Origin of the sequence: Actinoplanes sp. OR16 (genome assembly GCF_004001265.1) — a bacterium.
Lineage (GTDB): Bacteria > Actinomycetota > Actinomycetes > Mycobacteriales > Micromonosporaceae > Actinoplanes.
Map to the genome: position 1 here is coordinate 1,553,338 of NZ_AP019371.1, position 24,186 is coordinate 1,577,523.

General features: G+C 70.6%; 26 protein-coding genes. 11 read left to right on the forward strand and 15 right to left on the reverse strand.

The features are described from left to right. Positions 1–2: 2 nt before the first annotated feature. Positions 3–776: a hypothetical protein gene (locus tag EP757_RS07105; protein WP_127543397.1), complete on the reverse strand. Its 774-nt coding sequence runs from the start codon at positions 774–776 to the stop codon at positions 3–5. A 54-nt stretch (positions 777–830) separates the two neighbouring features. Here EP757_RS07105 and EP757_RS07110 point away from each other — a divergent pair, with 54 nt between their 5' ends. Further along, complete coding sequence (locus EP757_RS07110) at positions 831–1,973, forward strand: DNA recombination protein RmuC (RefSeq protein ID WP_127543398.1); 1,143 nt, start codon at positions 831–833, stop codon at positions 1,971–1,973. On the opposite strand, the gene EP757_RS07115 is transcribed toward EP757_RS07110, so the two are convergent. After that, positions 1,957–3,003, reverse strand: coding sequence for a 4-hydroxy-3-methylbut-2-enyl diphosphate reductase (locus tag EP757_RS07115; protein ID WP_127543399.1), 1,047 nt, complete (start codon positions 3,001–3,003; stop codon positions 1,957–1,959). The genes EP757_RS07110 and EP757_RS07115 overlap by 17 nt on opposite strands. A gap of 22 nt (positions 3,004–3,025) precedes the next feature. Between EP757_RS07115 and EP757_RS07120 the strand changes: the two genes are divergently transcribed. From EP757_RS07120 to EP757_RS07135, 4 genes are read left to right on the forward strand one after another with little or no spacing between them, the layout of a single operon-like run. Beyond that, positions 3,026–3,508: a hypothetical protein gene (locus EP757_RS07120; RefSeq protein WP_127543400.1), complete on the forward strand. Its 483-nt coding sequence runs from the start codon at positions 3,026–3,028 to the stop codon at positions 3,506–3,508. Positions 3,509–3,515: 7 nt separating this feature from the next. Further along, positions 3,516–4,085 carry a hypothetical protein gene (locus EP757_RS07125; RefSeq protein ID WP_127543401.1) on the forward strand — a complete coding sequence of 190 codons (570 nt, stop codon included), beginning with the start codon at positions 3,516–3,518 and terminating at the stop codon, positions 4,083–4,085. Positions 4,086–4,094: 9 nt separating this feature from the next. Further along, positions 4,095–5,339 carry an exodeoxyribonuclease VII large subunit gene (gene xseA, locus EP757_RS07130; protein ID WP_127543402.1) on the forward strand — a complete coding sequence of 415 codons (1,245 nt, stop codon included), beginning with the start codon at positions 4,095–4,097 and terminating at the stop codon, positions 5,337–5,339. Then, a complete protein-coding gene (locus tag EP757_RS07135; protein ID WP_127543403.1) occupies positions 5,336–5,539 on the forward strand; it encodes an exodeoxyribonuclease VII small subunit in 204 nt (67 codons plus the stop codon). Before xseA ends, EP757_RS07135 begins: the two co-directional genes overlap by 4 nt. On the opposite strand, the gene EP757_RS07140 is transcribed toward EP757_RS07135, so the two are convergent. Further along, positions 5,536–6,087, reverse strand: a complete 552-nt coding sequence (locus EP757_RS07140) for a DUF4245 domain-containing protein (RefSeq protein ID WP_232050401.1) — start codon at positions 6,085–6,087, stop codon at positions 5,536–5,538. The two genes, EP757_RS07135 and EP757_RS07140, sit on opposite strands and share 4 nt — an antisense overlap. Positions 6,088–6,186: 99 nt before the next feature. Here EP757_RS07140 and glpX point away from each other — a divergent pair, with 99 nt between their 5' ends. Further along, positions 6,187–7,203: a class II fructose-bisphosphatase gene (gene glpX, locus EP757_RS07145; protein WP_127543405.1), complete on the forward strand. Its 1,017-nt coding sequence runs from the start codon at positions 6,187–6,189 to the stop codon at positions 7,201–7,203. Positions 7,204–7,230: 27 nt separating this feature from the next. Here glpX and EP757_RS07150 read toward each other — a convergent pair whose 3' ends face one another. From EP757_RS07150 to EP757_RS07165, 4 genes are all read right to left on the reverse strand, one after another. After that, positions 7,231–7,854: a rhomboid family intramembrane serine protease gene (locus tag EP757_RS07150; RefSeq protein WP_127543406.1), complete on the reverse strand. Its 624-nt coding sequence runs from the start codon at positions 7,852–7,854 to the stop codon at positions 7,231–7,233. 44 nt (positions 7,855–7,898) lie between these two features. Further along, complete coding sequence (locus EP757_RS07155; RefSeq protein ID WP_127543407.1) at positions 7,899–8,666, reverse strand: trypsin-like serine protease; 768 nt, start codon at positions 8,664–8,666, stop codon at positions 7,899–7,901. 64 nt (positions 8,667–8,730) lie between these two features. Then, entirely contained in the window at positions 8,731–9,432 is a 702-nt protein-coding gene (locus EP757_RS07160) for a lytic transglycosylase domain-containing protein (RefSeq protein WP_174262353.1), read from the reverse strand. Between the two features lie 176 nt (positions 9,433–9,608). Next, positions 9,609–11,018 (reverse strand): PhoH family protein, encoded by a 1,410-nt coding sequence (locus EP757_RS07165; RefSeq protein ID WP_127543409.1) that lies wholly within the window; start codon positions 11,016–11,018, stop codon positions 9,609–9,611. Between the two features lie 275 nt (positions 11,019–11,293). Here EP757_RS07165 and otsB point away from each other — a divergent pair, with 275 nt between their 5' ends. After that, positions 11,294–12,103 carry a trehalose-phosphatase gene (otsB, locus tag EP757_RS07170; RefSeq protein ID WP_127543410.1) on the forward strand — a complete coding sequence of 270 codons (810 nt, stop codon included), beginning with the start codon at positions 11,294–11,296 and terminating at the stop codon, positions 12,101–12,103. Positions 12,104–12,158: 55 nt separating this feature from the next. Here the strand turns inward: otsB and EP757_RS07175 are convergent, their stop codons facing one another. From EP757_RS07175 to EP757_RS07185, 3 genes are all read right to left on the reverse strand, one after another. Further along, the gene (locus EP757_RS07175; protein ID WP_127543411.1) at positions 12,159–12,929 is read right to left on the reverse strand and encodes an isoprenyl transferase; all 771 of its coding nucleotides are present in this window, start codon (positions 12,927–12,929) and stop codon (positions 12,159–12,161) included. Between the two features lie 32 nt (positions 12,930–12,961). Further along, complete coding sequence (locus EP757_RS07180; protein ID WP_127543412.1) at positions 12,962–14,083, reverse strand: NAD(P)/FAD-dependent oxidoreductase; 1,122 nt, start codon at positions 14,081–14,083, stop codon at positions 12,962–12,964. 111 nt (positions 14,084–14,194) lie between these two features. Continuing rightward, positions 14,195–16,069 (reverse strand): phosphoenolpyruvate carboxykinase (GTP), encoded by a 1,875-nt coding sequence (locus EP757_RS07185; RefSeq protein ID WP_232050402.1) that lies wholly within the window; start codon positions 16,067–16,069, stop codon positions 14,195–14,197. 250 nt (positions 16,070–16,319) lie between these two features. On the opposite strand from EP757_RS07185, the gene EP757_RS07190 reads away from it, so the two are divergent. From EP757_RS07190 to EP757_RS07200, 3 genes are all read left to right on the forward strand, one after another. Continuing rightward, positions 16,320–17,084: a sigma-70 family RNA polymerase sigma factor gene (locus EP757_RS07190; protein ID WP_127543414.1), complete on the forward strand. Its 765-nt coding sequence runs from the start codon at positions 16,320–16,322 to the stop codon at positions 17,082–17,084. Between the two features lie 74 nt (positions 17,085–17,158). Then, positions 17,159–17,698, forward strand: a complete 540-nt coding sequence (locus tag EP757_RS07195; protein ID WP_127543415.1) for a GtrA family protein — start codon at positions 17,159–17,161, stop codon at positions 17,696–17,698. Positions 17,699–17,737: 39 nt separating this feature from the next. Further along, on the forward strand, positions 17,738–18,295 hold the full coding sequence (locus EP757_RS07200; protein WP_127543416.1) for a GtrA family protein: 558 nt from the start codon (positions 17,738–17,740) through the stop codon (positions 18,293–18,295). Between the two features lie 18 nt (positions 18,296–18,313). On the opposite strand, the gene EP757_RS07205 is transcribed toward EP757_RS07200, so the two are convergent. From EP757_RS07205 to EP757_RS07215, 3 genes are all read right to left on the reverse strand, one after another. Then, entirely contained in the window at positions 18,314–18,874 is a 561-nt protein-coding gene (locus EP757_RS07205) for a PH domain-containing protein (protein WP_127543417.1), read from the reverse strand. 4 nt (positions 18,875–18,878) lie between these two features. Further along, a complete protein-coding gene (locus tag EP757_RS07210; protein ID WP_127543418.1) occupies positions 18,879–19,730 on the reverse strand; it encodes a biotin--[acetyl-CoA-carboxylase] ligase in 852 nt (283 codons plus the stop codon). Positions 19,731–20,078: 348 nt separating this feature from the next. Further along, the gene (locus EP757_RS07215) at positions 20,079–21,416 is read right to left on the reverse strand and encodes a hypothetical protein (protein WP_127543419.1); all 1,338 of its coding nucleotides are present in this window, start codon (positions 21,414–21,416) and stop codon (positions 20,079–20,081) included. A gap of 122 nt (positions 21,417–21,538) precedes the next feature. On the opposite strand from EP757_RS07215, the gene EP757_RS07220 reads away from it, so the two are divergent. Beyond that, complete coding sequence (locus EP757_RS07220) at positions 21,539–23,110, forward strand: acyl-CoA carboxylase subunit beta (RefSeq protein WP_127543420.1); 1,572 nt, start codon at positions 21,539–21,541, stop codon at positions 23,108–23,110. Positions 23,111–23,124: 14 nt separating this feature from the next. Here the strand turns inward: EP757_RS07220 and EP757_RS07225 are convergent, their stop codons facing one another. Both EP757_RS07225 and EP757_RS07230 read right to left on the reverse strand, forming a co-directional pair. Next, positions 23,125–23,862 carry a M50 family metallopeptidase gene (locus EP757_RS07225; protein ID WP_127543421.1) on the reverse strand — a complete coding sequence of 246 codons (738 nt, stop codon included), beginning with the start codon at positions 23,860–23,862 and terminating at the stop codon, positions 23,125–23,127. Between the two features lie 57 nt (positions 23,863–23,919). Further along, positions 23,920–24,135: a hypothetical protein gene (locus EP757_RS07230; RefSeq protein WP_127543422.1), complete on the reverse strand. Its 216-nt coding sequence runs from the start codon at positions 24,133–24,135 to the stop codon at positions 23,920–23,922. Positions 24,136–24,186 lie beyond the last annotated feature (51 nt).

The following is a 24,186-nucleotide window of genomic DNA, read 5'->3' on the forward strand; positions in this document are numbered from 1 at the left end:
GATCAGAAGTCCCCGCCGAAGTCGCCGCCACCGAAGTCGCCGCCGCCCCAGTCGCCGCCACCCCAGTCACCGCCGCCGCCGTCGAAGCCGCCGGCCGCCTGGTCGCCGCCACCGAAGTCACCGCCGGCGACGTCGCCGCCACCCCAGTCGCCGCCGTCGAAGCCCATGTCGCCGAAGCCGGGTGACAGCAGCGCGTCGAAGATCAGCATGCCGCCGAGGACACCGGCGCCGGCGCCGAGAGCCGTCTTCCAGACCGGGGTCGAGTACCACCCGGCGGGCACCGGGCGGCCCTGCACGTGACCACCCGGGTAGTAGTAGGGCGTGGCCGCGCCGGGCTGCGGGCCGGCGCGGTAGGCGTGCCCCTGCACGGTGACCTCGCGCTCCTGGGTGATCTTCCCGGTGCCGCGCGCGCCGGCCAGCTGCGGCAGCTCCGGGCCGGGGTCGATGCCCATCGCGGTCCGGGCGGCCCGCACGTAGGTCAGGCCCTCCAGCGCCGACTCCCGGGCCAGCTCGTACTGCCGGACCGAGTTCGCCTGCTGGAGCTGGCCGCCTGCCGCGTTGTAGCGCTCGCTCGCGTCGGAGAGCGCCTGCCGGGCTGCCGGGTCCTCGGAGACGAGGTTCATCACCTGGCCACCGAGTCGTTCGTACCACCTCTGCGCCTCGGCGCGAGCGTCTTCGAGCTGGGTCTGTTTGCGGGCCTGTCCGCTGCGCTGCGCCACGACGATGACCACGGCCGCCAGCGTGAGGATCACCAGGATGAGTAACACGCCCTTCATGTTTCCCACGGTACCTCCGCGGTTCATGTCCCAGGAGTCTGGCAATCTGCGGTGGTGACGTTCTCGACGCTCGCCGTGATCCTTGTCTGTCTCGCCGCCGGCGCCGCCCTGGGCTGGCTGGTCGCCCGGGCCCGCGCCGCCACCGACATCGCCCGCCTGGAAGCCACACTGGACGCGGCCCGGGACGGTGAGCAACGTCTCGAGCAGTCGCTGCGCACGCTGACCTACGAGGCGACCGCGCAGTCCCAGGAGGCGGTGGCCCGGGCCACCGCGCCGCTGCAGGACCTGTTGCGGCGGTACGAGGAGCGGGTTGCCGCGCTGGAACACGACCGGGTCGACGCGTACGCGGAGCTGCGTGAGCAGGTGCGGGCCATGGGCGCGGTCTCGGGCGAGCTGCGCACCGAGACCCGGCAGCTGGTGTCGGCGCTGCGGGCGCCGCAGGTCCGTGGCCGCTGGGGGGAGCACCAGCTGCGGCGCATCATCGAGGCGGCCGGCCTGCTGGAGCACTGCGACTTCGCCGAGCAGGTGACGTCGTCCACCGACGACCAGGGGGTCCGGCCCGACCTGGTGGTGCGGCTGCACGGCGGCCGGGCCGTGGTGGTCGACGCGAAGGCTCCGCTGGAGGCGTACCTGTCGGCGATGGAGGCCCGCGACGAGCGCACCCGCGACGCCCACCTAGACATGCACGCCCGCCACCTGAAGGCGCACGTGGACCAGCTGGCCGCGAAGAAGTACTGGACGGCGTTCGACGAGGCCACCGACTTCGTGGTGCTGTTCGTGCCGGCCGACCCGTTCCTGGACGCGGCCCTGCAGCGCGACCCGATGCTGATGGAGCAGGCGTTCCGCCGCAACGTCGTGCTGGCCACCCCGGCGACGCTGGTGGCGCTGCTGCGGACCGTCGCGTACTCGTGGCGGCAGGAGGCGCTGACGCACAACGCGGTGGCGGTGCACAGCCTGGCCCGGGACCTCTACGCCCGGCTGGCCACCATGGGCGACCACGTGGCGAAGCTGGGCACGTCGCTGGGCGGGGCGGTGACCGCGTACAACAAGGCGGTCGGCTCCCTGGAGTCACGGGTGCTGGTCAGCGCCCGCAAGCTGGCCGAGATGGGTGTGGCCGACGACGACCTGGTCGAGGTCCCCCAGGTCGAGGTGATGCCCCGCCAGCCGCAGGCGCCCGAGCTCAGCCAGCAGCCCTAGCGGCGGCCGCGGCCTTCATGTCGCGCCGCAGCTCCTGCGGCAGTGAGAAGGTCAGCCGTTCCTCGGCCGTCGTGTACTCCGTGACCTCGCCGAAGCCGCGCTCGGCGAGGTGCGCGAGCACCTCCATGACCAGCTCGTCGGGGACGCTGGCGCCGGAGGAGACACCGACCGTCGCGGCGCCGGCGAGCCACTCGTCCTGGATCTCGGAGGCGTAGTCGACCAGGTGGCCGGCGCGGGCGCCGGCGCCGAGGGCGACCTCGACGAGGCGCACCGAGTTCGACGAGTTCCGCGAACCGACGACGATCACCACGTCGCAGTCCGGGGCGATCTCCTTGATCACGTGCTGCCGGTTGGAGGTGGCGTAGCAGATGTCGTCGCTGGGCGGCGACTGCAGCAGCGGCAGCCGGGTCTTGAGCCGGGCCACCGTCTCCATGGTCTCGTCGACCGAGAGGGTGGTCTGCGACAGCCAGACGACCTTGGACGGGTCGCGGACCACGACGTTCGCCACGTCGTCGGGGCCGTCCACGAGCTGGATGTGGGCGGGAGCCTCACCGGCGGTGCCGATGACCTCCTCGTGGCCCTCGTGGCCGATCAGCAGGATGTCGTAGTCCTCGGCGGCGAACCGTTTCGCCTCGTGGTGCACCTTCGTCACCAGCGGGCAGGTCGCGTCGATCGCCTTGAGGTTGCGCTCGCGGGCCTGGTCGTGGACCTCGGGCGCCACGCCGTGGGCGGAGAAGACCACGGTCGAGCCCTCGGGGACCTCGTAGTTCTCCTCCACGAAGATCGCACCGCGGGCTTCCAGGGTGCTGACCACGTGCTTGTTGTGCACGATCTGTTTGCGAACGTAAACCGGGGCGCCGTAGAGCTTCAGCGCCTCCTCGACGGTCTGCACGGCACGGTCGACGCCGGCGCAGTAACCGCGCGGCTTGGCAAGCAGCACCCGCTTACGAACATCAGTCACCCGGCCATCGTACGTGGGACCCTCCCGTACCTGTCGATCTGCGACCAGTGCCACAGCTCGCAGTGGCATCGGTCGGGCAGACTGCCCGGCCATGACGATGATCCGCGCGGTGATCGGGGCGACCGGCCTGCTCTGCGGAGGGTTCTGGCTGGTGGTCAACCTGATCAGCGGCAGCCCGCAGGACGCAGCGGTCGGCGTGACTCCGGTCCTCGGTGGCCTGATGGTCCTGTTCTGGGATCGGCTGCGGATCCGGTCCCCGTGGGTCGCTCCGGTGGCGGTGGCGGCCGGTCTGGCCGGGGCCGTCGCCGGTCTGGCCGTACATCGGGTCAGCACGGGCGGGATGTTCGCCTGGATCGAGTACCGCGGCTGGCCGTTCGAGTGGCTGTCCCGGGGCGGGCTGGGGGACGACTTCGACGAGGCGCGACGGATCGCCGAGGCCTCCGGCTGGTCGGCCGAACCTCTGCGGTTGGCCGTCGACGTGGTGCTTCACTCGTACACAAGCCTGGTCTTGATCGTGGGGTTGATCCTGCTCCTGCGCCGTTTAGCACCGAAAGTTCCCGATAAAACCAGATAATAGGATCATGGGCGGCGCGCATCGGGGCGAGGACCCGTGGGCGGCGTGGCCCCAGGTCCCGGCCGTGATCAGGGTGATGGCCGGCTGGTTCCTGACCGGCATCGGCGGGCTGAACCTCGCCGTCGAGATCGACGGCGGGCTGACCAGCGCCTACCTGATCTTCCACGCGACGCTGCTGGCCGGCGGGATCCTGCTGCTGATCAAGCACCGGATCCAGCCGAGCCGGACCGGCTATCTCCTGTCCGGCCTGCTCGCCCTCGCCGGGATGGCGGCGACCGCGGTCCCGGTGACCTCCCGGTGCTGCCTCGCGGAGCATCCGGAGCGGCGCGGCTACCCGTTCCCGTTCCTCGGTACCGGCGACGGCGTGCACGTCGACCCGGAGTACCTGATCGCCGACCTGATCTTCTGGGGCTGTCTGGGCCTGGTGCTGCTCACCGTGCTGGCGCTGATCGAGCGGGTGCTGCCGGAGCGGCGCACCCCGGTCGACATCGGCGACTACACGGCCCGGCACGCGGAGACGCGCGCCATGGACGCCGTGCCGGATCGCACCGGCGAGAATGTCGGTGGGCTTCCGTAATCTGGCCGGGTGAGTCAGCCCGAAGCGAAGAGCCCCGAGCCGAAGAGTTCGGCCGAGGAGCCGTGGCCCGTCCGTGTGGTCAGCCAGAAGGTGGGGGCCTGGATCGCGAAACTGGGCTGGGTCTGGGTGGACGGCCAGGTGGCCCAGATCAGCCGGCGGCCCGGTTCCGGGGTGGTCTTCCTGACCCTGCGCGACCCGTCGGCCGACCTCAGCCTCACCGTGACCGCGCACCGCGACGTGCTCGACGCCGGCGCGCCGGGCCTGGCCGAGGGCGCCCGGGTCACCCTTCATGCGAAACCCGAGTTCTACCCGGCCCGCGGCACGCTGAGCCTGCGCGCCGACGAGATCCGCCAGGTGGGGCTCGGCGAGCTGCTGGCCCGGCTGGAGCGGCTGAAGAAACTGCTGGCCGCGGAGGGGCTGTTCGCCCGGGAGCGCAAGCGGCGGCTGCCGTTCCTGCCCGGCCGGATCGGGCTGATCACCGGGCGGGCCAGCGCGGCCGAGCGCGACGTGCTGATGAACACCCGCCGCCGCTGGCCGGCCGTCGACTTCCGGGTCATCAACGTGGCGGTGCAGGGCCCGACCGCGGTGCCGCAGATGATCGACGCTCTCAAGGTGCTCGACAACGACGACACCGTCGACGTCATCGTGATCGCCCGGGGCGGCGGCAGCGTGGAGGACCTGCTGCCCTTCTCCGACGAGGCGCTGTGCCGGGCGGTGTTCGGCGCCCGCACCCCGGTGGTCAGCGCGATCGGGCACGAGACCGACGCACCGCTGCTCGACTACGTCGCCGACCTGCGCGCCTCCACCCCGACCGACGCGGCGAAACGGATCGTGCCCGACCTCGCCGACGAGATGCGGCTCATCGAGATGGCCCGCAACCGGCTGGACCGCGCGGTGATCTCGACGATCGAGCGGGAGCGGCACCGGATCGAGTCGTGGCGGTCCCGCCCGGTCCTGGCCCGCCCGGAGTCGCTGATCGACCAGCGCGCCGCCGAGGTGGTGGCGCTGCGCGACCGGGCCGGCCGCAACCTGGAGCACCGGGTGCGCCGCGCCGACGACGACCTGCGGCACACCGTGGCCCGGCTGCGCGCGCTGTCGCCGGCCGCGACGCTGCAGCGTGGCTATGCGATCGTGCAACGCGCCGACGGCGACGTGGTGCGCGCCGCCGGTGAGGTGGCGGCCGGCGACCGCCTCCGGATCCGGCTCGCCGAGGGTGAGATTCGAGCAGCAGTGGTGGGAGAGGACAGCAAGTGACCGACGAGAACCTCAGCTACGAGCAGGCCCGCACCGAGCTGGCATCAGTGGTGGAGCGGCTGGAGCAGGGCGGCGGCACCCTGGAGGAGTCGCTCGCCCTGTGGGAGCGCGGCGAGAAGCTGGCCGACGTCTGCCAGCGCTGGCTCGACGGCGCCCGGGGGCGCATCGAGGCGGCCCGGGCCGCCCGGCCGGGGGATTAGGAGAGCGCTGCCGCCAGGGTCTCCATGTTCTTCTGCTTGGTCTCGCCGACCAGCACGATCGTGCGGTTCTGCTCGGTCACGATGAACGCCGTCTCGCCCGGCCGCCCGGTGTAGGTCATCCAGGTGCGGTTCCCGGCGCGGAAGGTGCCGGTCCGCTTGCCCTCGTCGCCGACCTCGGCCGGGACCAGGGTCTCGGCCGGCACCGTGCTCTGCACGAGCAGGATCGGGTCGGCGTCCGGGTCGACGTAACCGATGCGCAGCGTCGCCCCGGTGTCCGTCTTCTGGAAGTTCGCCGACTGGACGTACCAGTCGTCGCTCAGGCCGGCCGGCTGCGCGACGGTGAACTCCCGCGACGCCGACTGGATGGCGCTGGACGGGTCCCTGGTGAGCGGCTTGTCGCCGTCGAGCACGACCTTCCAGAAGACCATCACCAGCGCGATCGGCACGAGCAGCACCAACAGCGAATAGATCATGTCGCGCGGCCGGCGGCCCTCTTTCGGGGCGAGCCGCGCGGGAGCGGGTGCAGGGGCAGACGTCGCGGGTTCCACCAACCCATTGTTAACCATGTCGCTGAACCGAGACTCAACACGTCCTCGGATGCCAGGATCGAGGCACTGACAGCCCCGCAACGTCGCGAGGAGGCCGCCGTGCCAGCCCGAGTCCCCCAGGACCTCGACCGCAACATCGCCCTCGACCTCGTCCGAGTGACCGAGGCGGCCGCCATGGCCGCCGGGCGCTGGGTCGGCCGTGGTGACAAGAACGGCGGTGACGGCGCCGCCGTCGACGCCATGCGCAAACTCATCAACTCGATCCAGATGCGCGGCGTCGTGGTGATCGGTGAGGGTGAGAAGGACGAAGCGCCGATGCTCTTCAACGGCGAGCAGGTCGGTGACGGCACCGGCCCGGAGGTGGACGTCGCCGTCGACCCGGTGGACGGCACCACGCTGATGAGCAAGGGCATGCCGGGCGCGGTCGCGGTGCTCGCGGTCGCCGAGCGCGGCGCGATGTTCGACCCGAGCGCGGTGTTCTACATGGAGAAGATCGCGGTCGGCCCGGACTGCGCCGACGTGATCGACATCAACGCCGGCGCCACCGAGAACCTGCGGCGCATCGCGAAGGCGAAGAAGTCGAGCGTCTCCGACGTGACGGTGTGCATCCTGGACCGGCCGCGGCACAGCAAGCTGGTCGAGGAGGTCCGGCAGGCCGGCGCGAACATCAAGTTCATCTCGGACGGTGACATCGCCGGCGCCATCTCGGCGGCCCGCGAGGAGTCCGACGTCGACGTGCTGATGGGCATCGGCGGCACCCCGGAGGGGATCACTGCGGCCTGCGCGCTCAAGTGCCTCGGCGGCATGATCCAGGCGAAGCTGTGGCCGCACGACGACGCCGAGCGGGAGAAGGCGATCGGCGCCGGGCACGACCTGGACCGGGTGCTCACCACCGACGACCTGGTCACCGGCGACAACTGCTTCTTCGTGGCGACCGGCGTGACCTCGGGCGACCTGCTCAAGGGCGTGCGCTACCGGTCCGGTGGCGCACACACCCAGTCGATCGTGATGCGATCGAAGAGCGGCACGATCCGGGTGATCGACTCGTACCACCGGCTGGAGAAGCTGGCGCTCTATTCAGCCGTCGACTTCGACGGGCACCTGCCCACGATCTGATCGGACCCACGATCTGATCGGACGCGGTCAGCGCCGGCGGCGGAACAGCACCGCCGCCAGCGCGCCGCCGACCAGCCCGAGCAGGTGTCCCTGCCAGGACACCCGGGCGTCGGTCGGCAGGATGCCGTAGAGCTGGTACCAGTACAGCAGGCCGATGAAGACGGCGACCCCGAAGTTCCACCAGCTGCGCTCGACCAGGCCGCGGGTCAGCAGCAGGCCGAGGTAGCCGAAGATGACACCGCTCGCGCCGACCACGACGCTGCGCGGGTCACCGATGAACCAGACGCCCAGCCCGGACACCGCCATGATCAGCACGGTCGACCAGATGAACCGGCGCACCCCGCCGGCCAGCACGAACGTGCCGAGCAGGATGAGCGGGACCGCGTTGCCGTAGAGGTGCTCCCAGTCGGCGTGCAGGAACGGGCTGAACAGCACCCCGTCCAGCCCGCCCACGTGCCGGGGGATGATGCCGCCGGCCACGTCGAGCGTGCCGGGGCCGAGAGCGACGTCGATCGCCTCGATCAGGAAGAGAGCCGGGACGATGGCGCACATCGTCACGAAGGCCCGGCCCAGCGCCGCGTAGAACGCCTCGGTGCCGAACCTCGCCGCCTCGTCCTCGCGTGCCTGCTGTGCCCACCCGCCGTACCCCATGGCTCCGATGGTGGCAGCCGGGCGCACCGGCGGCCACTCGACCATCAGGAAAGGGCGCGGGTGGCTGCCTGGATCTCGTCGCGGAATTTCGAAATCTGTGTATAAACGCCGAAATAGCCGTCGCGGGCGCAACCGAGTCCCCAGCTCACGATGCCGACCTGGACGTACCTGCCGTCCCGTTCGCGCCGCACCATCGGCCCGCCGGAGTCGCCCTGGCAGGTGTCCACCCCGTGCCGGCCGGCGCAGATCGACGAGTCCCGGACCAGATCCACCCCGGCCTTGTGGTACGACTTCGCGCACTTGTCGTCCGGAATGGTGGGCACGTCCGCGTAGTGCAGCCGCCGCTCCTGCTGCACGGCGGTCTCCCGGGTCTGCCCCCAGCCCATCACCGTGAACGTGCCTTCGTCACCGCTGCCGTCACGGACCAGGTCCAGGGTGGGCAGATCGAGGGCGCGCTCGAGCCGCACCACCGCCCAGTCGTCGCCGCTGGTCTCGGTCACGAACGCGGGCGAGCGGAACACCTCCACCGACTTCACGGTGACGGCCCGCTTGGACTTCAGGTCGGGCGCACCCGCCGTGACAGTGATCTTGCGGTTGGGGCCGGTCTCCCCGACGCAGTGCCCGGCCGTGAGGACCACCCGGGGCGCGGTCAGGGCGCCGCCGCAGCCCATCGAGAGCCGCACCGCCCAGGGGAACTTGCCGGCCGTGGCGACCTTGCCGCCGATGACCTCGGGGATACCCGGTTCGGCACGGGCCGGCGCTGCCAGAAAAACCAGCGCGAGGAGCGCGAGCCACGCGACTTTTCGGACCATATGGACATTGGATCACAGCAAAACAGGGCTGCGCGGATGCACCGCGCAGCCCTGTCGCAACGGATCAGTACCAGCCGACGTTCTGCGAGTGGCTCCACGCGCCGCACGGGCTGTTGTAACGGCCTTCGATGTAGCCGAGGCCCCACTTGATCTGGGTGGCCGGGTTGGTCTTCCAGTCCGAGCCCGCCGACGCCATCTTGCTGCCGGGCAGGGACTGCGGGATCCCGTACGCCCCGGAGCTGCGGTTCGTGGCCTTGTAGTTCCAGCCACTCTCCTTCTTCCACAGCTTGTCCAGGCACGGGAACTGGGCCAGACCGAAACCGGCGTCGAGCATCAGGGCACAGCCGATCTTGCGGCTGCCGCTGTACTCGTTGCAGGACTCCGGGATGTCGCCGGTGTAGGCCACCGGGCCACCGGACTCCGCGGCCTTCTTCGCCTCGGCGGCCTTCTTCTCGGCCACCTCCGCGGCGATCGCCTTCTTCTCCAGCGTGCGCGCCTTGCTCGCGGCGGACTTGGCCTCGGTGGCCGCCTTCGCCGCCGCGTCGTCCTCCGCCTGACTGCGGAAGGCCCGGGCCGCGGCGTGCTCCGCCTGACGTGACTTGAGCAGCTGAATCTCGTCCGCGTTCGCCTGCATGACGAGCTGAGATTCGGCGCTGGCCTGCTGGATCTCCTGGTTCTGTCCGAGGTAGACGCCGCCGGCGAGACCGGTGAGCAGAAGACCGACGGACGCCGCACGAACTCCGAGCCGGCTCCAGAGCCGCTTCACGAAGAATCCCTTCGTCGGGGGCAAGAACAAGCACCCCCGGCCCATGGTGGCCGGCAGATGCCCGCCAGCCACCATGGCGCAAGGTGAAGTGGATGTGAAATGCCAACGCGGTCTTGTGACTTTAGTCACATGATTTTCTACTTCATTTCGGCACAAAGTCCCGCGCCGGCGTCATCTCACAGGGGGATTTCCTCCAGAAGGTCGGTGACCACCTCGGCGATGGGGGATCGCTCCGAACGGGTCAGGGTGACATGGGCGAAGATCGGATGCCCCTTCAGCGCTTCGATCACCGCGGTGACGCCGTCGTGCCGGCCGACCCGCAGGTTGTCCCGCTGGGCCACGTCGTGGGTGAGCACCACCCGCGAGTTCTGGCCGATCCGGGAGAGCACGGTGAGCAGCACGTTGCGTTCCAGCGACTGGGCCTCGTCCACGATCACGAACGCGTCGTGCAGGCTCCGGCCGCGGATGTGGGTCAGCGGCAGGACCTCGAGCATGCCGCGGGCCATCACCTCCTCCACGACGTTCGCGTGGACGACGGCGCCGAGCGTGTCGAAGACCGCCTGGGCCCAGGGCGACATCTTCTCCGCCTCGCTGCCGGGCAGGTAGCCGAGCTCCTGACCGCCGACCGCGTAGAGCGGGCGGAACACGACCACCTTCTTGTGGCGATTGCGCTCCATCGTCGCCTCCAGGCCGGCGCAGAGCGCCAGCGCGGACTTGCCGGTGCCGGCCCGGCCGCCGAGCGACACGATCCCGACCGACTCGTCCAGCAGCAGGTCCAGCGCGATCCGCTGCTCGGCCGAGCGGCCCCGCAGCCCGAACGCGTCCCGGTCGCCGCGGACCAGCTTCACCGTCTTGTCCGGGTTGACCCGGGCCAGCGCCGAGCCACGGCTGGAGTGGATCACCAGGCCGGTGTGGCAGGGCAGCCCCTCGGCCTGCTCGACCTCCAGCTCGTCACCGGAATAGAGCGCGACCACCTGCTCCTCGCTGAGCTCCAGGTCGGCCATGCCGGTCCAGGTCGGGTCGCTGGCCTGCCCGTGCCGGTATTCGTCGGCCGTGATGCCGACCGAGGCCGCCTTGACCCGCAGCGGCATGTCCTTGCTGACCAGGGTGACGTCCCGGCCTTCCGCGGCCAGCCCGAGCGCCACCGACAGGATGCGGGTGTCGTTCGAGTCGTTGCGGAAGCCCTGCGGCAGCACGCTCTGGTCGGCGTGGTTGAGCTCGACACGCAGCGTGCCGCCCTCGTCGTTGCAGAGCACCGGCTGGTCCAGGCGGCCGTGCTTGATGCGCAGCTCGTCGAGCATGCGCAGCGACTGCCGGGCGAACCAGCCGAGCTCGGGGTGGTGACGTTTGCCCTCCAGTTCGGAGATGACCACGAGCGGGACGACCACCTCGTGGTCGGTGAACCGGCGGAAGGCCGCCGGGTCGGACAGCAGGACCGAGGTGTCCAGGACGAAGACCCGGCCGGCAGGGGCGGGTTCGGCGTCGGCGTGACGATCCCGGGTTTTACGACGCCCGGTCGTCGAACGGCTGGAGACCTTGTCGGCCGGGGGAACTGCGACCCCGGCATCGGTACGGCGAGATGTCACAGGCCTGCTCCAGCGGGCGTGCAACCCGGTCCGCCCGCGGTCCGCCACCTCCGGCCGCCGGACTGAAGTCACGGGGATGGATTGCGGGCCCCGTGGCGCACTCGTCGCAGGTCCGGGCCGACCGGCTGGCTCGGGATGACCCCGTGCCATGACTCAAACGCTAGCCGTCAACCGCGTCCTGCGGTAGAGCACAAAATCTTGATCCCAGGGGTGACGCTCACCCCACGCGAATTCACCGCGCATAAAAGACGACCATCCGCGGGTAGTCTGAGGCCGTGGCAGAGACCTCTCGTCCGACCCATCCGCTGAGCACCGACGAGGCCTGGGCCTTCACCGCCGCGAGGGCCTCCTCGACCACCTTCTTCTTCGACTTCGACGGTGTCCTCTCGCCCGTCACCGACGACCCCGACGCCTCCCAGCCGGTGCCCGCCGTGCTCGGTGTGCTGGAGCGGCTGGCGTCCGTGGTGCAGCGGGTGGCGATCGTCTCGGCCCGGCCGGTGAGCTTCCTGCGGTCGCGCTTCGACAGCCTGGACGGCGTCGACCTCTACGGGCTGTACGGCCTGGAGGTGTGGCACGACGGCCAGGTGGTGACCGAGCCGGCCGCGCTGGAGTTCGTGCCGGCCATGGACCGGCTCGCCGAGCAGGCCCGCGCCGAGCTGCCCGCCGAGATCCTGGTGGAGTACAAGCGGCTGTCGGTGGCCCTGCACTACCGCACCGCCCCCGGCCTGGCCGGCACGGTGGAGCGCTGGGGTCACGAGCAGGCCGAGCGGCTCGGGCTGCGGATCCAGGGCGGGCGCATGGTCGTCGAGCTCAAGCCCCCGGTCGACCAGGACAAGGGCATGGTCATCACTGAGGGCGTCCGGAACGCCGGCTGCGCGTGGTACTTCGGCGACGACATGTCCGACATCAAGGCGTTCGACGCGCTGCGCGCCCGCGAGGCCGTCGACCCGGCGTTCTTCGGCATGGCGGTGGCGGTGGCCAACCCGGAGACCGGCGCCGAGGTGTCCAGCGCCGCCGACCTGACCCTCGACTCCCCGGAAGCGGTGGCCGGGTTCCTGGCCGAGGGCCTCAAGCAGCGATTCTGAACAGGCCAGTTCTGGACAGGCCGATTCTGGACAGGCCGATTCTGAACAGGCTGGGCTAGGCGCCGTAACGGCGCTGCCGGTTGCCGTAGGACCGCAGCGCCCGCAGGAAGTCGATGCGGCGGAAGTCCGGCCAGTTCGCGTCGTGGAAGTAGAACTCCGAGTGCGCCGACTGCCAGAGCAGGAAGCCGGAGAGCCGCTGCTCGCCGCTGGTCCGGATGACCAGATCGGGGTCGGGCTGGCCGCGTGTGTAGAGGTGCTCGGCGATGTGCTCGACGTCGAGGATCTCGGCGAGCTCCTCGATCGTGCCGCCGGTCGCGGCGTGCTCGTAGAGCAGCGAGCGGACCGCGTCGGTGATCTCCCGGCGGCCGCCGTAGCCGACCGCCATGTTGACCTCGACGCCGTCGCGGCGGTCCTGGGTCCTCTCCTGCGCCGCCTTGAGGGTGGCCGCCGTCGCCGCGGGCAGGATGTCGAGCGCGCCGACCATCCGCAGCCGCCACGGGTTGCCGTCCTCGGCCAGCTCGGTCGCGAGATCCTCGATGATCCGCACCAGCGGGTCGAGCTCGGCGGCCGGGCGCTGCAGGTTGTCGGTGGCCAGCAGGTAGAGCGTGACGTGCTCGATGCCGGCCTGATCACACCAGGTCAGCAGCTCCTTGACCCGGGTGGCGCCGACACGGTGGCCGTCGTTGGGGTCGACGAAACCCATCTCGCGGGCCCATCGACGGTTGCCGTCGCACATGACGCCGACATGCCGCGGCACGGGCTTACCGGCGATCTTGCCGGCCAGCCGCCGCTCATAAAAGGAATAGACCAGAGAACGCAGACTCATCACCGCAAAGCGTAGCCACCCCCGCGCGAGGCTCAAGCGGGGGCGGCCCGCCACTGCACCATCCGCCATGTGATGCGCCCGATCGTGCGAGCGTCGAGCAGCCCGTCCGCGAGGCCGAGGTCCACCATCCGGGCGAACGTCTCCTCGTCCTGCCGGGCGGCGGCCACCGCGGCGTCCGCCACCGCCGGCCAGCCGGTCAGCCGGGCCGCGGCCCCGGAGTGCCGCAGGTGCCGGCCGAGACGCGCCCGCAGCGCCCGCCGATAGCGCCCGGCCACGTCGTCCGGCCCGCGCGCCGCCTCCGCACCGGCCAGTGCTCCGGAGAGCACCGCGTAGAAGATCCCCTCCCCGGTCAGCGGATTGATCAGAGACAGCGCGTCGCCGGCGAGCAGCAGGCGGCCGCGGCCCGGTTCCGGGCGGTGGGTGGACAACGGCAGGTGGTGCCCGCGCAGGCTCACCGGTTCGGCGCCGGGCAGCAGGGCGGCGAGCCTTCCGAGGAGGTACGGGCGGGACAGCGGCCCGCCGCGCAGCACCTCCCCGTAGCCGACGTTGGCGGTGCCGTCACCGAGCGGGAACTCCCACGCGTACGCCGGCCAGCGCTGCCGGGTCGTGACGATGACCTGCTCACCGCGGTTGGCCGTGGGCGCGTAGCCACGGATCGCGATCGCCAGATGCCCCGGCGGGTTCGCGCCGTGGCCCAGGTGCCGGCGTACGACCGAGGAGGCGCCGTCCGCACCGATCACCACCCGGGCCCGGTACTTCCCGTCGATCGTGACGAGGTCGTCCTCCCGTACCCTCCGGGCGGTGTGCAGGCGCAAGGAGGCACCGGCCGCCACCGCCGCACGCACCAGGCGCTCATCGAAGATCCGCCGGGGCACGGTGTGCGCCGGACGCGGCAGCGGCCGCGTCACCGCTCCCCCACCCGGCGCCACCAGCCGCAACCGGGTGACCTGCGGGAATCCGGCAACCGGGTCCGGGACGCCCAGATCGGTGAGCACGCCGGTCGCCTCGGCCGCGATCCCGTCGCCGCACGGCTTGTCCCGGGGGAACCCGGCCCGGTCGAGCAGCAGCACGCTCGCCCCGGACCGCAGCGCGGCCAGCGCGGCCGCCGCACCGGCCGGACCGGCGCCGATCACGGCCACGTCATAGACGTCCATGGGTACCAATGGTCACCCGTGCGTCCGGCGACCGTCATCCTATGAACGTCGTCCGTGAGACGCCGCACCCGCTTCCGAGGAGGTGGAAGCGGGTGCGGCGTGGTCGGAGCCCTACTTGCCGGCGTCGGCGAGGCGGGCGCGTAGGGCGTCCAGTTCCGACCAGAGCACGGCCGGCAGCTTGTCACCGAACTTGGTGAACCACTCGGTGACCTGCGGGAGCTCGGCCAGCCACTCGGCGGTGTCCACCTTCAGCACCGCCTCCAGGGCGGCCGGGTCGATGTCCAGGCCGGTCAGGTCGAGCGACTCCGGCGTCGGCACGTGGCCGATCGGGGTCTCCACGGCGTCGGCCTTGCCGTCGAGGCGCTCGACGACCCACTTGAGGACCCGGCTGTTCTCGCCGAAGCCCGGCCAGAGGAAACCGCCGTCCGCGTCCCGGCGGAACCAGTTCACGTAGAAGACCTTGGGCAGCTTGTCGGCGTCGCCGGACGCGCCCTTCGCCATGTCGATCCAGTGCTGGAAGTAGTCGCCGGCGTGGTAGCCGATGAACGGCAGCATCGCCATCGGGTCCCGCCGCACCACGCCGACCTGGCCGACCGCGGCCGCGGTGGTCTCGCTCGACAGCGTGGCGCCGAGGTAGACGCCGTGCACCCAGTCACGGGCCTCGCTGACCAGCGGGATCGTCGTCTTGCGGCGGCCGCCGAAGAGGATCGCGTCGATCGGCACGCCGCGCGGGTCGTGGTACTCGTCGGCGAGGATCGGGCACTGCTCGATCGGGGTGCAGAACCGGCTGTTCGGGTGGCTGGAGACGGACTCCGAATCCGGCGTCCAGTCCTTGCCCTTCCAGTCCACGAGGTGCGCGGGCGGCTCGCCCATGCCCTCCCACCAGATGTCGCCGTCGTCGGTGAGGGCCACGTTGGTGAAGACCGAGTTGCCCTTGGCGAGGGTGCGCATCGCGTTCGGGTTGGTGTGGAAGTCGGTGCCGGGCGCGACGCCGAAGAGCCCGAACTCGGGGTTCGTCGCCCAGAGCCGGCCGTCCTCGCCGAAGCGCATCCAGGCGATGTCGTCGCCGACCGTCTCGACCTTCCAGCCCGGCAGCGTCGGCTCGAGCATGGCCAGGTTGGTCTTGCCGCAGGCCGACGGGAACGCACCGGCGATGTACCGGACCTGGCCCTCCGGCGAGGTCAGCTTCATGATCAGCATGTGCTCGGCGAGCCAGCCCTCGTCGCGGGCGGCCACGCTGGCGATCCGCAGCGCGTAGCACTTCTTGCCGAGCAGGGAGTTGCCCCCGTACCCGGATCCGAACGACCAGATCTCCCGGGTCTCCGGGAAGTGCGAGATGTACTTGGTCTCGCTGCACGGCCAGGCGACGTCTTTTTCATTTTTTGAAAGTGGCGCGCCGATCGAGTGCAGACAGGGCACGTAATCCGCCTCGTCACCCATCGCGCTCAGGACCTCGGCCCCCATCCGGGTCATGATGCGCATGCTGGCCACGACGTACGGGCTGTCGGTGAGCTCGACACCGAACATCGGGTTCTCGGCGTCGATCGGGCCCATGCAGAACGGCACCACGTACATGGTGCGACCGCGCATCGATCCGCGGTACAGCTCCGTCATGAGCTGCTTCATCTCGGCCGGGGCCATCCAGTTGTTCGTCGGGCCGGCGTCGGCCTCATCCACCGAGCAGATGAAGGTGCGTTCCTCGACCCGCGCCACATCGGACGGGTCGGTCCGCGCCCAGAACGAGTTCGGCTTCTTCTCCGGGTTGAGGCGGACCAGCGCCCCGGACTCGACGAGCTCGTCGGTCATCCGGGCCCATTCGGCGTCCGAACCGTCGCACCAGACGATCCGGTCGGGGTTGGTCAGGGCGGCGACCTCGTCCACCCACGCCAGGAGACGGGGATGCGAGGTAGGGGGCAGAGACAAGATGAAGCTCCTTCGGTCGGCACTGACCAATGACGAATCGGCCGGGGAGGCCGGCTCTGTCATGGGAGTCACATCAGCGTAAGCCCGACAGTGCATGGAGTTCATCGGCAGAACTTGTGGACAACCGCACAATCTATGGTTGCGATGCGCGTAAACGATCGATTCTTCGCCACTTGGCGCACGAGCGCGCAACCGGGTCCGCGACGCCCGCCATGGCACACCGTCACCCCTGACAACTTTCACAAAAAGGACTTAACGCCTTAGACTTTCACCTAATGGTGCTTTCCTCGCGGTTCCGGCCACAGGAGGCGGAATGACCACCCCGGCCAACGACGCGGACTCCGACACCGACCTGCTGAGCGCCGTGCGGGCCGGCGACACCGCAGCCTTCGGCACGCTCTACGAGCGGCACCACGCGGCCGTGCGAAAGTTCGCCTTCGGCCTCGTGCACGACCCCGCCGACGTCGACGACCTGGTCGCCGAGACCTTCGCCAAGGTGTTCGCCACGCTGCGAGCCGGGCGCGGGCCGCTGGTGGCGTTCCGCGCCTACCTGCACACCACGATGCGGCACGTCTGCTACCACCGGGCCCGGGTCGACCGGCGGATCGAGTTCACCGACGACCTGACCCGGTACGACGCCGAGGAGCCGTACACCGACCCGGCGCTGGACCGGCTGGAGCGGGCGTACGCCGCGGCCGCGTTCCGCCAGCTGCCGCCACGCTGGCGTGACGTGCTCTGGCAGACCGAGGTGGAGGGCAGCACCCCGGCCGAACTGGCACCGCTGATGGGGCTCACCCCGAACGCCGTGGCAGTGCTCGCCCACCGGGCCCGGGAGGGGCTGCGCAGTCTCTACCTCCAGCAGCACGTGACCGTTGCCGACCATCCTGAGTGCCGGTGGGCCGGTGAGCGGCTGGGCGGTCAGGTGCGTGGCCGGCTGGCCGCCCGCGACGCCCACCGGATGCGGGCCCACCTGTCCTGGTGCGGCGACTGCCGGCGGCGGCTCGCCGAGATCCGCGAGATCGACGCCATCCGGCACACACCGTTACGGCAGCGTCACCATGCCGGGAGCCATGGTTAAGAGTCGGTGGCGACGGGTGAAGACTGGCCCTCGCGGACAGCGCCGACGGGACCACCCCAGGTACCCTCGACGACGTGCCCCCGAACCCAGAGCAGCCGTCTCGCCTGCGTACACGCTTACAGGCACTCGTCCGCGAGCTGGGTAAGTTCGGCACGGTCGGCATCATCGCTTTCTCCATCGACCTGGCCATCTTCAGCGTGGTCCGGGGCGCCGGCGTGGAGCCGCTGCTCGCGAAGACCATCTCCACCGTGGTCGCGACCACCGTCGCGTTCTTCGGCAACCGGTACTGGACCTGGCGCGACGGCCAGCACACGCACATGGCCCGGCAGTACACGCTCTTCTTCGTGATGAACGCGATCGGCCTGGGCATCGCCCTGCTCTGCCTCGCGATCAGCCACTACGGTCTCGGCCGGATCTGGCCCGTCTTCGAGAGTCAGATCGCCGACACCCTCTCCGGCCAGTTCGTGGGCACCGCCCTGGGTACCCTTTTCCGCTTCTGGTCCTACCGTCGTTTCGTCTTCCGGGTCACCGGCGACCCGGCTCCGGACGGTGCGGTCACCGCCGCCTCCCCACCGGACCGGGACGCGACGTCGCCGTCGCCGTCCACCCACTGACCGCCGGTGTCTTCACCCCTGCACTCGTAAGGTTGCCTGATGTCCTCTGCCAGCACGTTGCCGGAACGCCTCCGCCGGCTCGCACCGGAAGCCATCGCGTTCGGCATCATCGGCGCCGGCAACACGCTGCTCTACATGGCGATCACATACCTGCTGCTCGACATCGGCGCGGTCAAGGCCAGCGTCATCGCCACGATCATCACGTGCACCCTGGCCTACTTCGCGAACCGGTACTGGACGTACCGGAACCACACGCGGACCGCTCTGCGCCGGGAGTACACCCTCTTCTTCGGGTTCAACCTGATCGGCATGGTGATCCAGTCCGGCGCCATCGCGATCGGCAAGTACGGGTTCGGTCTCACCGAGGAGCACGACGAGATCGCGTTCATGGCGGTCACCGTGCTCGGCATCGGCTTCGGCACGCTGTTCCGCTTCTGGGCGTACCGGACCTTCGTCTTCCTGAAGCCGCCGGTCGACGGCCACGAGGCCGCGATCACCGAGCTGGACGCGACGGCCGGGCTGGCCGAGCTCAGCGCCGCCGACGAGCCCGGCAGTGTCGCCCGCCTCGACCTGCAGGCCGAGCTCGACGCCCGCTGACCCCTCGTCCGCTCGAATTCAACGCCGGAACAGGCCGCGACGCGGCGCCGGCGTTGTCTCGTCTTCCGGCTCGGGTTCCTCGTCCTCCGGCTCGGCCGGGCTGTGCTCGATCAGCTCGTACAGGGTCGTCTGCACCTGCTGGGCGTGCGGCAGCCCCGCCAGAACAGCGCTCTGGTCGCCGATCGAATCGACGGTCAGCGTGCCGCTGCCGAGCAGCCGATCCAGCACCGACTGGGCGAGCGCGTGGTCGTTCACCCGGTTCAGCGGCAGGTCACGCCGCTCCCGCACGAGCACGCCGTGCTGCAGCAGGATCCGCTCGTTGGTGAAGACGTAGTGGGTGAACCGCCAGATCACCAGCGGCCGCACGGCGTAGCGGCCCGCGTACCACAGCAGGATCGCGGTGACGATCCACAGGCCGATCCGGCCGCCCTCGGTGCCGGGCAGCAGCACCCAGGCCATGATCTCCCCGGTCAGCGCGAGCAGCAGCACCGCGACCGGCAGGACCGCGGCCCTCCAATGCGGAGCGAGGTGGAGGACGACCTCCTCCTGGTCCGCGAGCACATCCTCCGGGAACGCCACGCGGTCAGCGTACGTGCAGCACGTCCCCCGCCGAGACCCGATGTTCGGCGCCGTCCACCGTACGGATCACCAACTGCCCGTCGCCGTCCACCGTGGTCGCCTCGCCGGTCAGCTCGCCGCCGGACGGCAGCAGCACCCGGACCCGGCGGCCGATCGTGGCGCAGGCCCGGCGGTACTCGGCGGTCAGCCCGCACATCTCGGCGTCGCCGCCGGCCTCGCGCCAGCCCTCGTACCAGCGGGCGAATCCGCGCAGCAGCGCCCTCAGCAGCGGGTCCCGGTCGGTGCTCTCGGCGCCCGCGACCCGCAGCGAAGTGGCCGCGACGCCGTTCGTAGGCGGCAGCTCCTCCGCCCGGGTGCTCACGTTCAGTCCGATTCCGATCACAATGGCGTCGCCGGCCACCTCGGCCAGGATCCCGGCGCACTTGCGGTCGCCGACGAGCAGGTCGTTCGGCCACTTCAGCGCGGCCTCGACACCCGCCACCCGGGTCACCGCCTCGCGCAGCGCCACACCGGCGAGTAGGGGCATCCATCCGTACGACCCGGGCGGCGCGGCAGGCCAGCCCCGCTGGGGATCGGGAGTCCCGGGTCGCAGCAGAACGCTCAAGGTCAGCCCGGCCCGGGGCGGCGACGTCCACTGCCGGTCCCGGCGGCCCCGCCCCTGCGACTGACTCTCGGCGATCACGACAAGCCCTTCCGGCTCGTCCCGCCGACCCGCGTCACCCGCGTCGGCATTCGTCGAGCCGGTCTCCTCCCGCACGTCGACCCGGGTCCAGAGCCCGCCCGGCACCACGAGGGCGCGGGTCAGCGCCCGGGCGGAGAGCGGCGGCCGTTCCAGATCGGCATACGAAGAAGTCACCCCGGAAGCCTATGCCGCCGCCGTCCGCTCCCGCCGCACCCAGCCACCGACCCGACCGCGTGCGCCAGCCGGCCTAGGCCGGAGGGCCGCCACGTGCCCACCGCGTGCGCCAGCCGGCCCAGGCCGGAGGGCCGCCACGTGCCCACCGCGTGCGCCAGCCGGCCCAGGCCGGAGGACCGCCACGCGCCCACCGCGTGCGCCCACCGCCCAAGCCGGAAATCCGCCGTGTGCGCTGGTCGCTCGCGTTCCGACCGGCTGTCGAGCGGGTGCGCCGGGGCGGCAGGAGCGGGCGCCGGGGGTGGCAGGAGCGGGTGCGCCGGGGTGGCGGGAGCGGGTGTCGGGCTCGGGTCAGTCGTGGGCTCCGGCGGAGTGGCGGCTCACGTAGCCGGGCGCCTGCGCGGCGGCGGGACGAGGGCGGGGACGGGGGCGTTCGCGGCGGCCGCGGGTTTCGGCCTTCTCGTGGCGGCGTTCGTCTTCTCGCCAGGCGCGCCGTTCGTCGTGCCAGGAGCGCTTGTCGTCACGGTCGCGCCAGGAACGGGGCAGCCGCGGCCTGCGATCGTCCTGCCCGAGCGGCCAGGTGGGAGCCGGGCGGTCCTCCGCAGCCAGCGGCCAGATGGGCGCCGGGCGGTCATCGGCAGCGGACGGCCACGCGGGGACGGGGTGTTCCTCGGCAGCGGACGGCCAAGGGGAAGCGGGCTGGTTCTCCGCCACTGCCGGCCAAGCGGACGCGGGCTGGGTCTCCGCCGCTGCCGGCCACGCGGAAGCGGGCTGGGTCTCCGCCGCTGCCGGCCAAGGGGAAGCGGACTCTTCCTCGGCAGCGGACGGCCAGGCGGGAGCGGGGGGCTCGTCTGCCATCGGTGGCCATGTCGGTGCGGGGTGGTCGTCCGCGGCTGACGGCCAGGACGGTTGCATCAGGGAGGCCTGCTGGGCGACTGCCGGCTCGATGAATTCCGGGACCTGGGGCACGGGCTGGGCAGGATCGGCGAAGGCGGCTAGCTGGGCGGGCTGGACGAAGGCCGTGGGTTCGGCTGCCTCAACCGCGGTCAGATCAAAACCGGTCGCGGGCTCGTAGGAGGGCACCTGGGGGAGGCGCTCCACCGGTACCGGCCAGCCGTAGCCTCGGGCCGACGGCTCCGGGTCGGTGTAGAGGTCGTCGGGGACCGGGGTCCAATACTCCCCGGCCGGCGGGCGGTCGTCCAGGTCCTGGTAGCGCGGCCGGACCCAGTCGTCGACGCGATCCCCGTAGTCCGAGTCCGAGCGGTTCGCGGCGGTGCTTCCGGCGTACCCCGCAGGGTCTTGCATGGCGTAGGGATCGTCGTAACCCGGCTCGTCGTCGTATTCCGGATCGGTCACGTCGGAGTCCGGCTCGTCCTCTTCGACGATCTCGTAGTCCTCGTAGGTGAGGCGCGGCTCGGGAACCTCGGCGAAAACCGGCTCGGCATAGGGCGGCTCGGCCTCCGGGAAGGCGTCACGGCTCAGGGCTCTCGCGGGATCCGGGAAGGGTGCCGGATCCGGGAGGGGCGGCAGATCCGGGAAGGGCGCCGGATCCGCGAGGGGGGCCGGGACGGCACTGTTCCGAGCCGCCCGGCGCGTGCCGCCACCGAAGATCACCGACCAGAAGCTGATCAATGTGGCGAGGCCACCGGCGATGAGCGCGAGCCCGGCCGCTGTCATCCAGTTCGTCACGGGGAGAGTAACGAATGGGGCATTGGGTATGAAACGCTCCCGTAACGACGCCCTCTCACCTGAACGCAGACTTGGTTACGATCACCCCCGAGTGCATCGTCGCATCGGAGCGGGAGACAACCGTGACATCGCAACCGGACATCCATACGACCGCCGGGAAACTCGCCGACCTCGCACAGCGCACCGACGAGGCGGTGCACGCCGGATCCGAGCGGGCCATCGAGAAGCAGCACGCCCGCGGCAAGAAGACCGCCCGCGAGCGCATCGAGATGCTGCTCGACAAGGACTCGTTCGTCGAGCTCGACGAACTGGCCCGGCACCGCTCGACCGCGTTCGGGCTGGAGCGGAACCGGCCGTACGGGGACGGCGTGGTGACCGGCCACGGGACGATCGACGGCCGGCAGGTCTGCGTCTTCTCGCAGGACTTCACGGTCTTCGGTGGCTCGCTCGGCGAGGTCTTCGGCGAAAAGATCGTCAAGGTCCTCGACCTGGCCATGAAGATCGGCTGCCCGATCATCGGGATCAACGACTCCGGCGGGGCGCGGATCCAGGAAGGCGTGGTGGCGCTCGGCCTCTACGCCGACATCTTCTTCCGCAACGTACGGGCCAGCGGCGTCATCCCGCAGATCTCGCTGATCATGGGGCCGTGCGCGGGCGGCGCCGTCTACTCCCCCGCGATCACCGACTTCACGGTGATGGTCGACCAGACGTCGCACATGTTCATCACCGGACCCGACGTGATCAAGACGGTGACCGGTGAAGAGGTCGGGATGGAGGAGCTGGGCGGGGCGCGGACCCACAACTCCCGGTCCGGCAACGCTCACTATCTGGCGAGCGACGAGCAAGATGCGATTGATTACGTACGAGATCTGCTCTCTTTTCTCCCCTCCAACAATCTCGACGAGCCGCTGGCGTTCCCCGCTGAGGCCGATCTCGGGACAGCGGACGCCGACATCGCCCTCGACACGCTCATCCCCGACTCGCCGAACCAGCCGTACGACATCAAAAAGGTCGTCGAGACCGTCGTCGACGAGTTCCTCGAGGTCCAGCCGCTCTACGCGCAGAACATCGTGGTCGGCTTCGGCCGTGTCGAGGGCCGCCCGGTCGGTGTCGTCGCCAACCAGCCGATGAGCCTGGCCGGCACGCTCGACATCGCCGCGTCCGAGAAGGCCGCCCGGTTCGTCCGCACCTGTGACGCGTTCAACATCCCGGTGCTGACGTTCGTCGACGTCCCCGGCTTCCTGCCCGGCACCGGTCAGGAGTGGGACGGCATCATCCGGCGCGGTGCGAAGCTCATCTACGCGTACGCCGAAGCCACCGTCCCCAAGGTCACCGTGATCACCCGGAAGGCGTACGGCGGCGCCTACGACGTGATGGGCTCCAAGCACCTCGGCGCCGACGTCAACTTCGCCTGGCCGACCGCGCAGATCGCGGTGATGGGCGCGCAGGGCGCCGTCAACATCCTCTACCGGGGTGAGCTGGCCTCGGCCGAGGACCCCGCCGCCCGCCGGACCGAGCTCATTCAGGAGTACGAGGACACGCTCGCCAACCCGTACATCGCGGCGGAACGCGGTTACGTGGACGCGGTCATCCAGCCCTCGCAGACCCGGGCTCAGGTGACGCGGGCGCTACGGATGCTCCAGACCAAGCGCGAGACCCTGCCGCCGAAGAAGCACGGCAACATCCCGCTGTGATCAGGCGGTTTTGATCAGGCAGCCGTCGCCGGAAGCCACTGGCCGGCGAGCAGGAAGGCACCGGTCAGCAGGGCCGCCAGGTTCACCACGAGGAAGACGCCCACCCAGAACAGGGCGGGCAGGTGGGTCAGGCGGCTCAGCTGGTCGGCGTCCGAGTCGCGCATGCGGCCCCGGCTGCGCAGCTTCTGCAGCTCGAAGACCGGCCGGACCCCGCCGAAGAGCAGGAACCAGACCCCTGCGTACGCGAAGGCCGCCTGCACCTGCGGGGACGCGTACCAGGAGACGGCGAAGACGATCGCGCCGGTGATCACCAGCGAGACCACGCCGAACAGGTTCCTGATGTTGATCAGCATGAGGAGCAGCAGCACCACGGCGAGCCAGAGCAGCAACGTGATCCGGTTGCCGCCGAGCAGCCAGGCGCCGAGCACCCCGACGAGCGACGGCGCGATGTAGCCGCCGAGCAGGGTCAGGATCATCCCGGGTCCGGTCGGGCGGCCCGCCGAGAGAGTCAGGCCGGACGTGTCGAACTCGAGGCGGATGCCCCGCAGCTTCCGTCCGGTCAGCAGCGCGATCAGCGCGTGACCACCCTCATGGGCGATCGTCACGGCGTTCCGGGCGACCCGCCACACCGGGCGGAACGCCACCGCGAGGAACCCGGCCACCGCGGTCAGCAACACCAGCAGACCAGGTGGATCGGGCTGAGCGCCGAGGAGTTGATCCCACAGGTCAGTCACACCGTCGATCGACAACACGCGGGGGACTGTATCCGATCACGCTATGTCCGGATGCGCTGCGTCTTCGTCGTCGCGCTATGCGCGGCGGCGGGCTGTCACTTCCACCGGCTCGGGCTGCGGGCGGCGCAGTGAGCGGACGGCGACCACGCCACCGGCCACCACGGCCAGCGCCGCGAGGGTCAGGAAGACCATGACGAATCCGGTGGCGGCGACGAGAATCGCCAGGTCGGCCACCGCGACCAGCATCCAGAGGGCGATCGTCGGCTTACTGCCGTGTCGTCGGCAGTTCATGATGTACCTCCATCCGTGATGCTGGATCCAGTACCCAGCGGAATGGGGGTG

Bases quoted from the DNA above. Each gene is read 5' to 3' on its own strand.
- EP757_RS07105 (WP_127543397.1), bottom strand. From the start codon at position 776: ATGAAGGGCGTGTTACTCATCCTGGTGATCCTCACGCTGGCGGCCGTG.
- EP757_RS07115 (WP_127543399.1), bottom strand. From the start codon at position 3,003: ATGCCACTGCGAGCTGTGGCACTGGTCGCAGATCGACAGGTACGGGAG.
- EP757_RS07120 (WP_127543400.1), top strand. From the start codon at position 3,026: ATGACGATGATCCGCGCGGTGATCGGGGCGACCGGCCTGCTCTGCGGA.
- EP757_RS07125 (WP_127543401.1), top strand. From the start codon at position 3,516: ATGGGCGGCGCGCATCGGGGCGAGGACCCGTGGGCGGCGTGGCCCCAG.
- EP757_RS07150 (WP_127543406.1), bottom strand. From the start codon at position 7,854: ATGGGGTACGGCGGGTGGGCACAGCAGGCACGCGAGGACGAGGCGGCG.
- EP757_RS07155 (WP_127543407.1), bottom strand. From the start codon at position 8,666: ATGGTCCGAAAAGTCGCGTGGCTCGCGCTCCTCGCGCTGGTTTTTCTG.
- EP757_RS07175 (WP_127543411.1), bottom strand. From the start codon at position 12,929: ATGAGTCTGCGTTCTCTGGTCTATTCCTTTTATGAGCGGCGGCTGGCC.
- EP757_RS07180 (WP_127543412.1), bottom strand. From the start codon at position 14,083: ATGGACGTCTATGACGTGGCCGTGATCGGCGCCGGTCCGGCCGGTGCG.
- EP757_RS07185 (WP_232050402.1), bottom strand. From the start codon at position 16,069: ATGACAGAGCCGGCCTCCCCGGCCGATTCGTCATTGGTCAGTGCCGAC.
- EP757_RS07190 (WP_127543414.1), top strand. From the start codon at position 16,320: ATGACCACCCCGGCCAACGACGCGGACTCCGACACCGACCTGCTGAGC.
- EP757_RS07200 (WP_127543416.1), top strand. From the start codon at position 17,738: ATGTCCTCTGCCAGCACGTTGCCGGAACGCCTCCGCCGGCTCGCACCG.
- EP757_RS07230 (WP_127543422.1), bottom strand. From the start codon at position 24,135: ATGAACTGCCGACGACACGGCAGTAAGCCGACGATCGCCCTCTGGATG.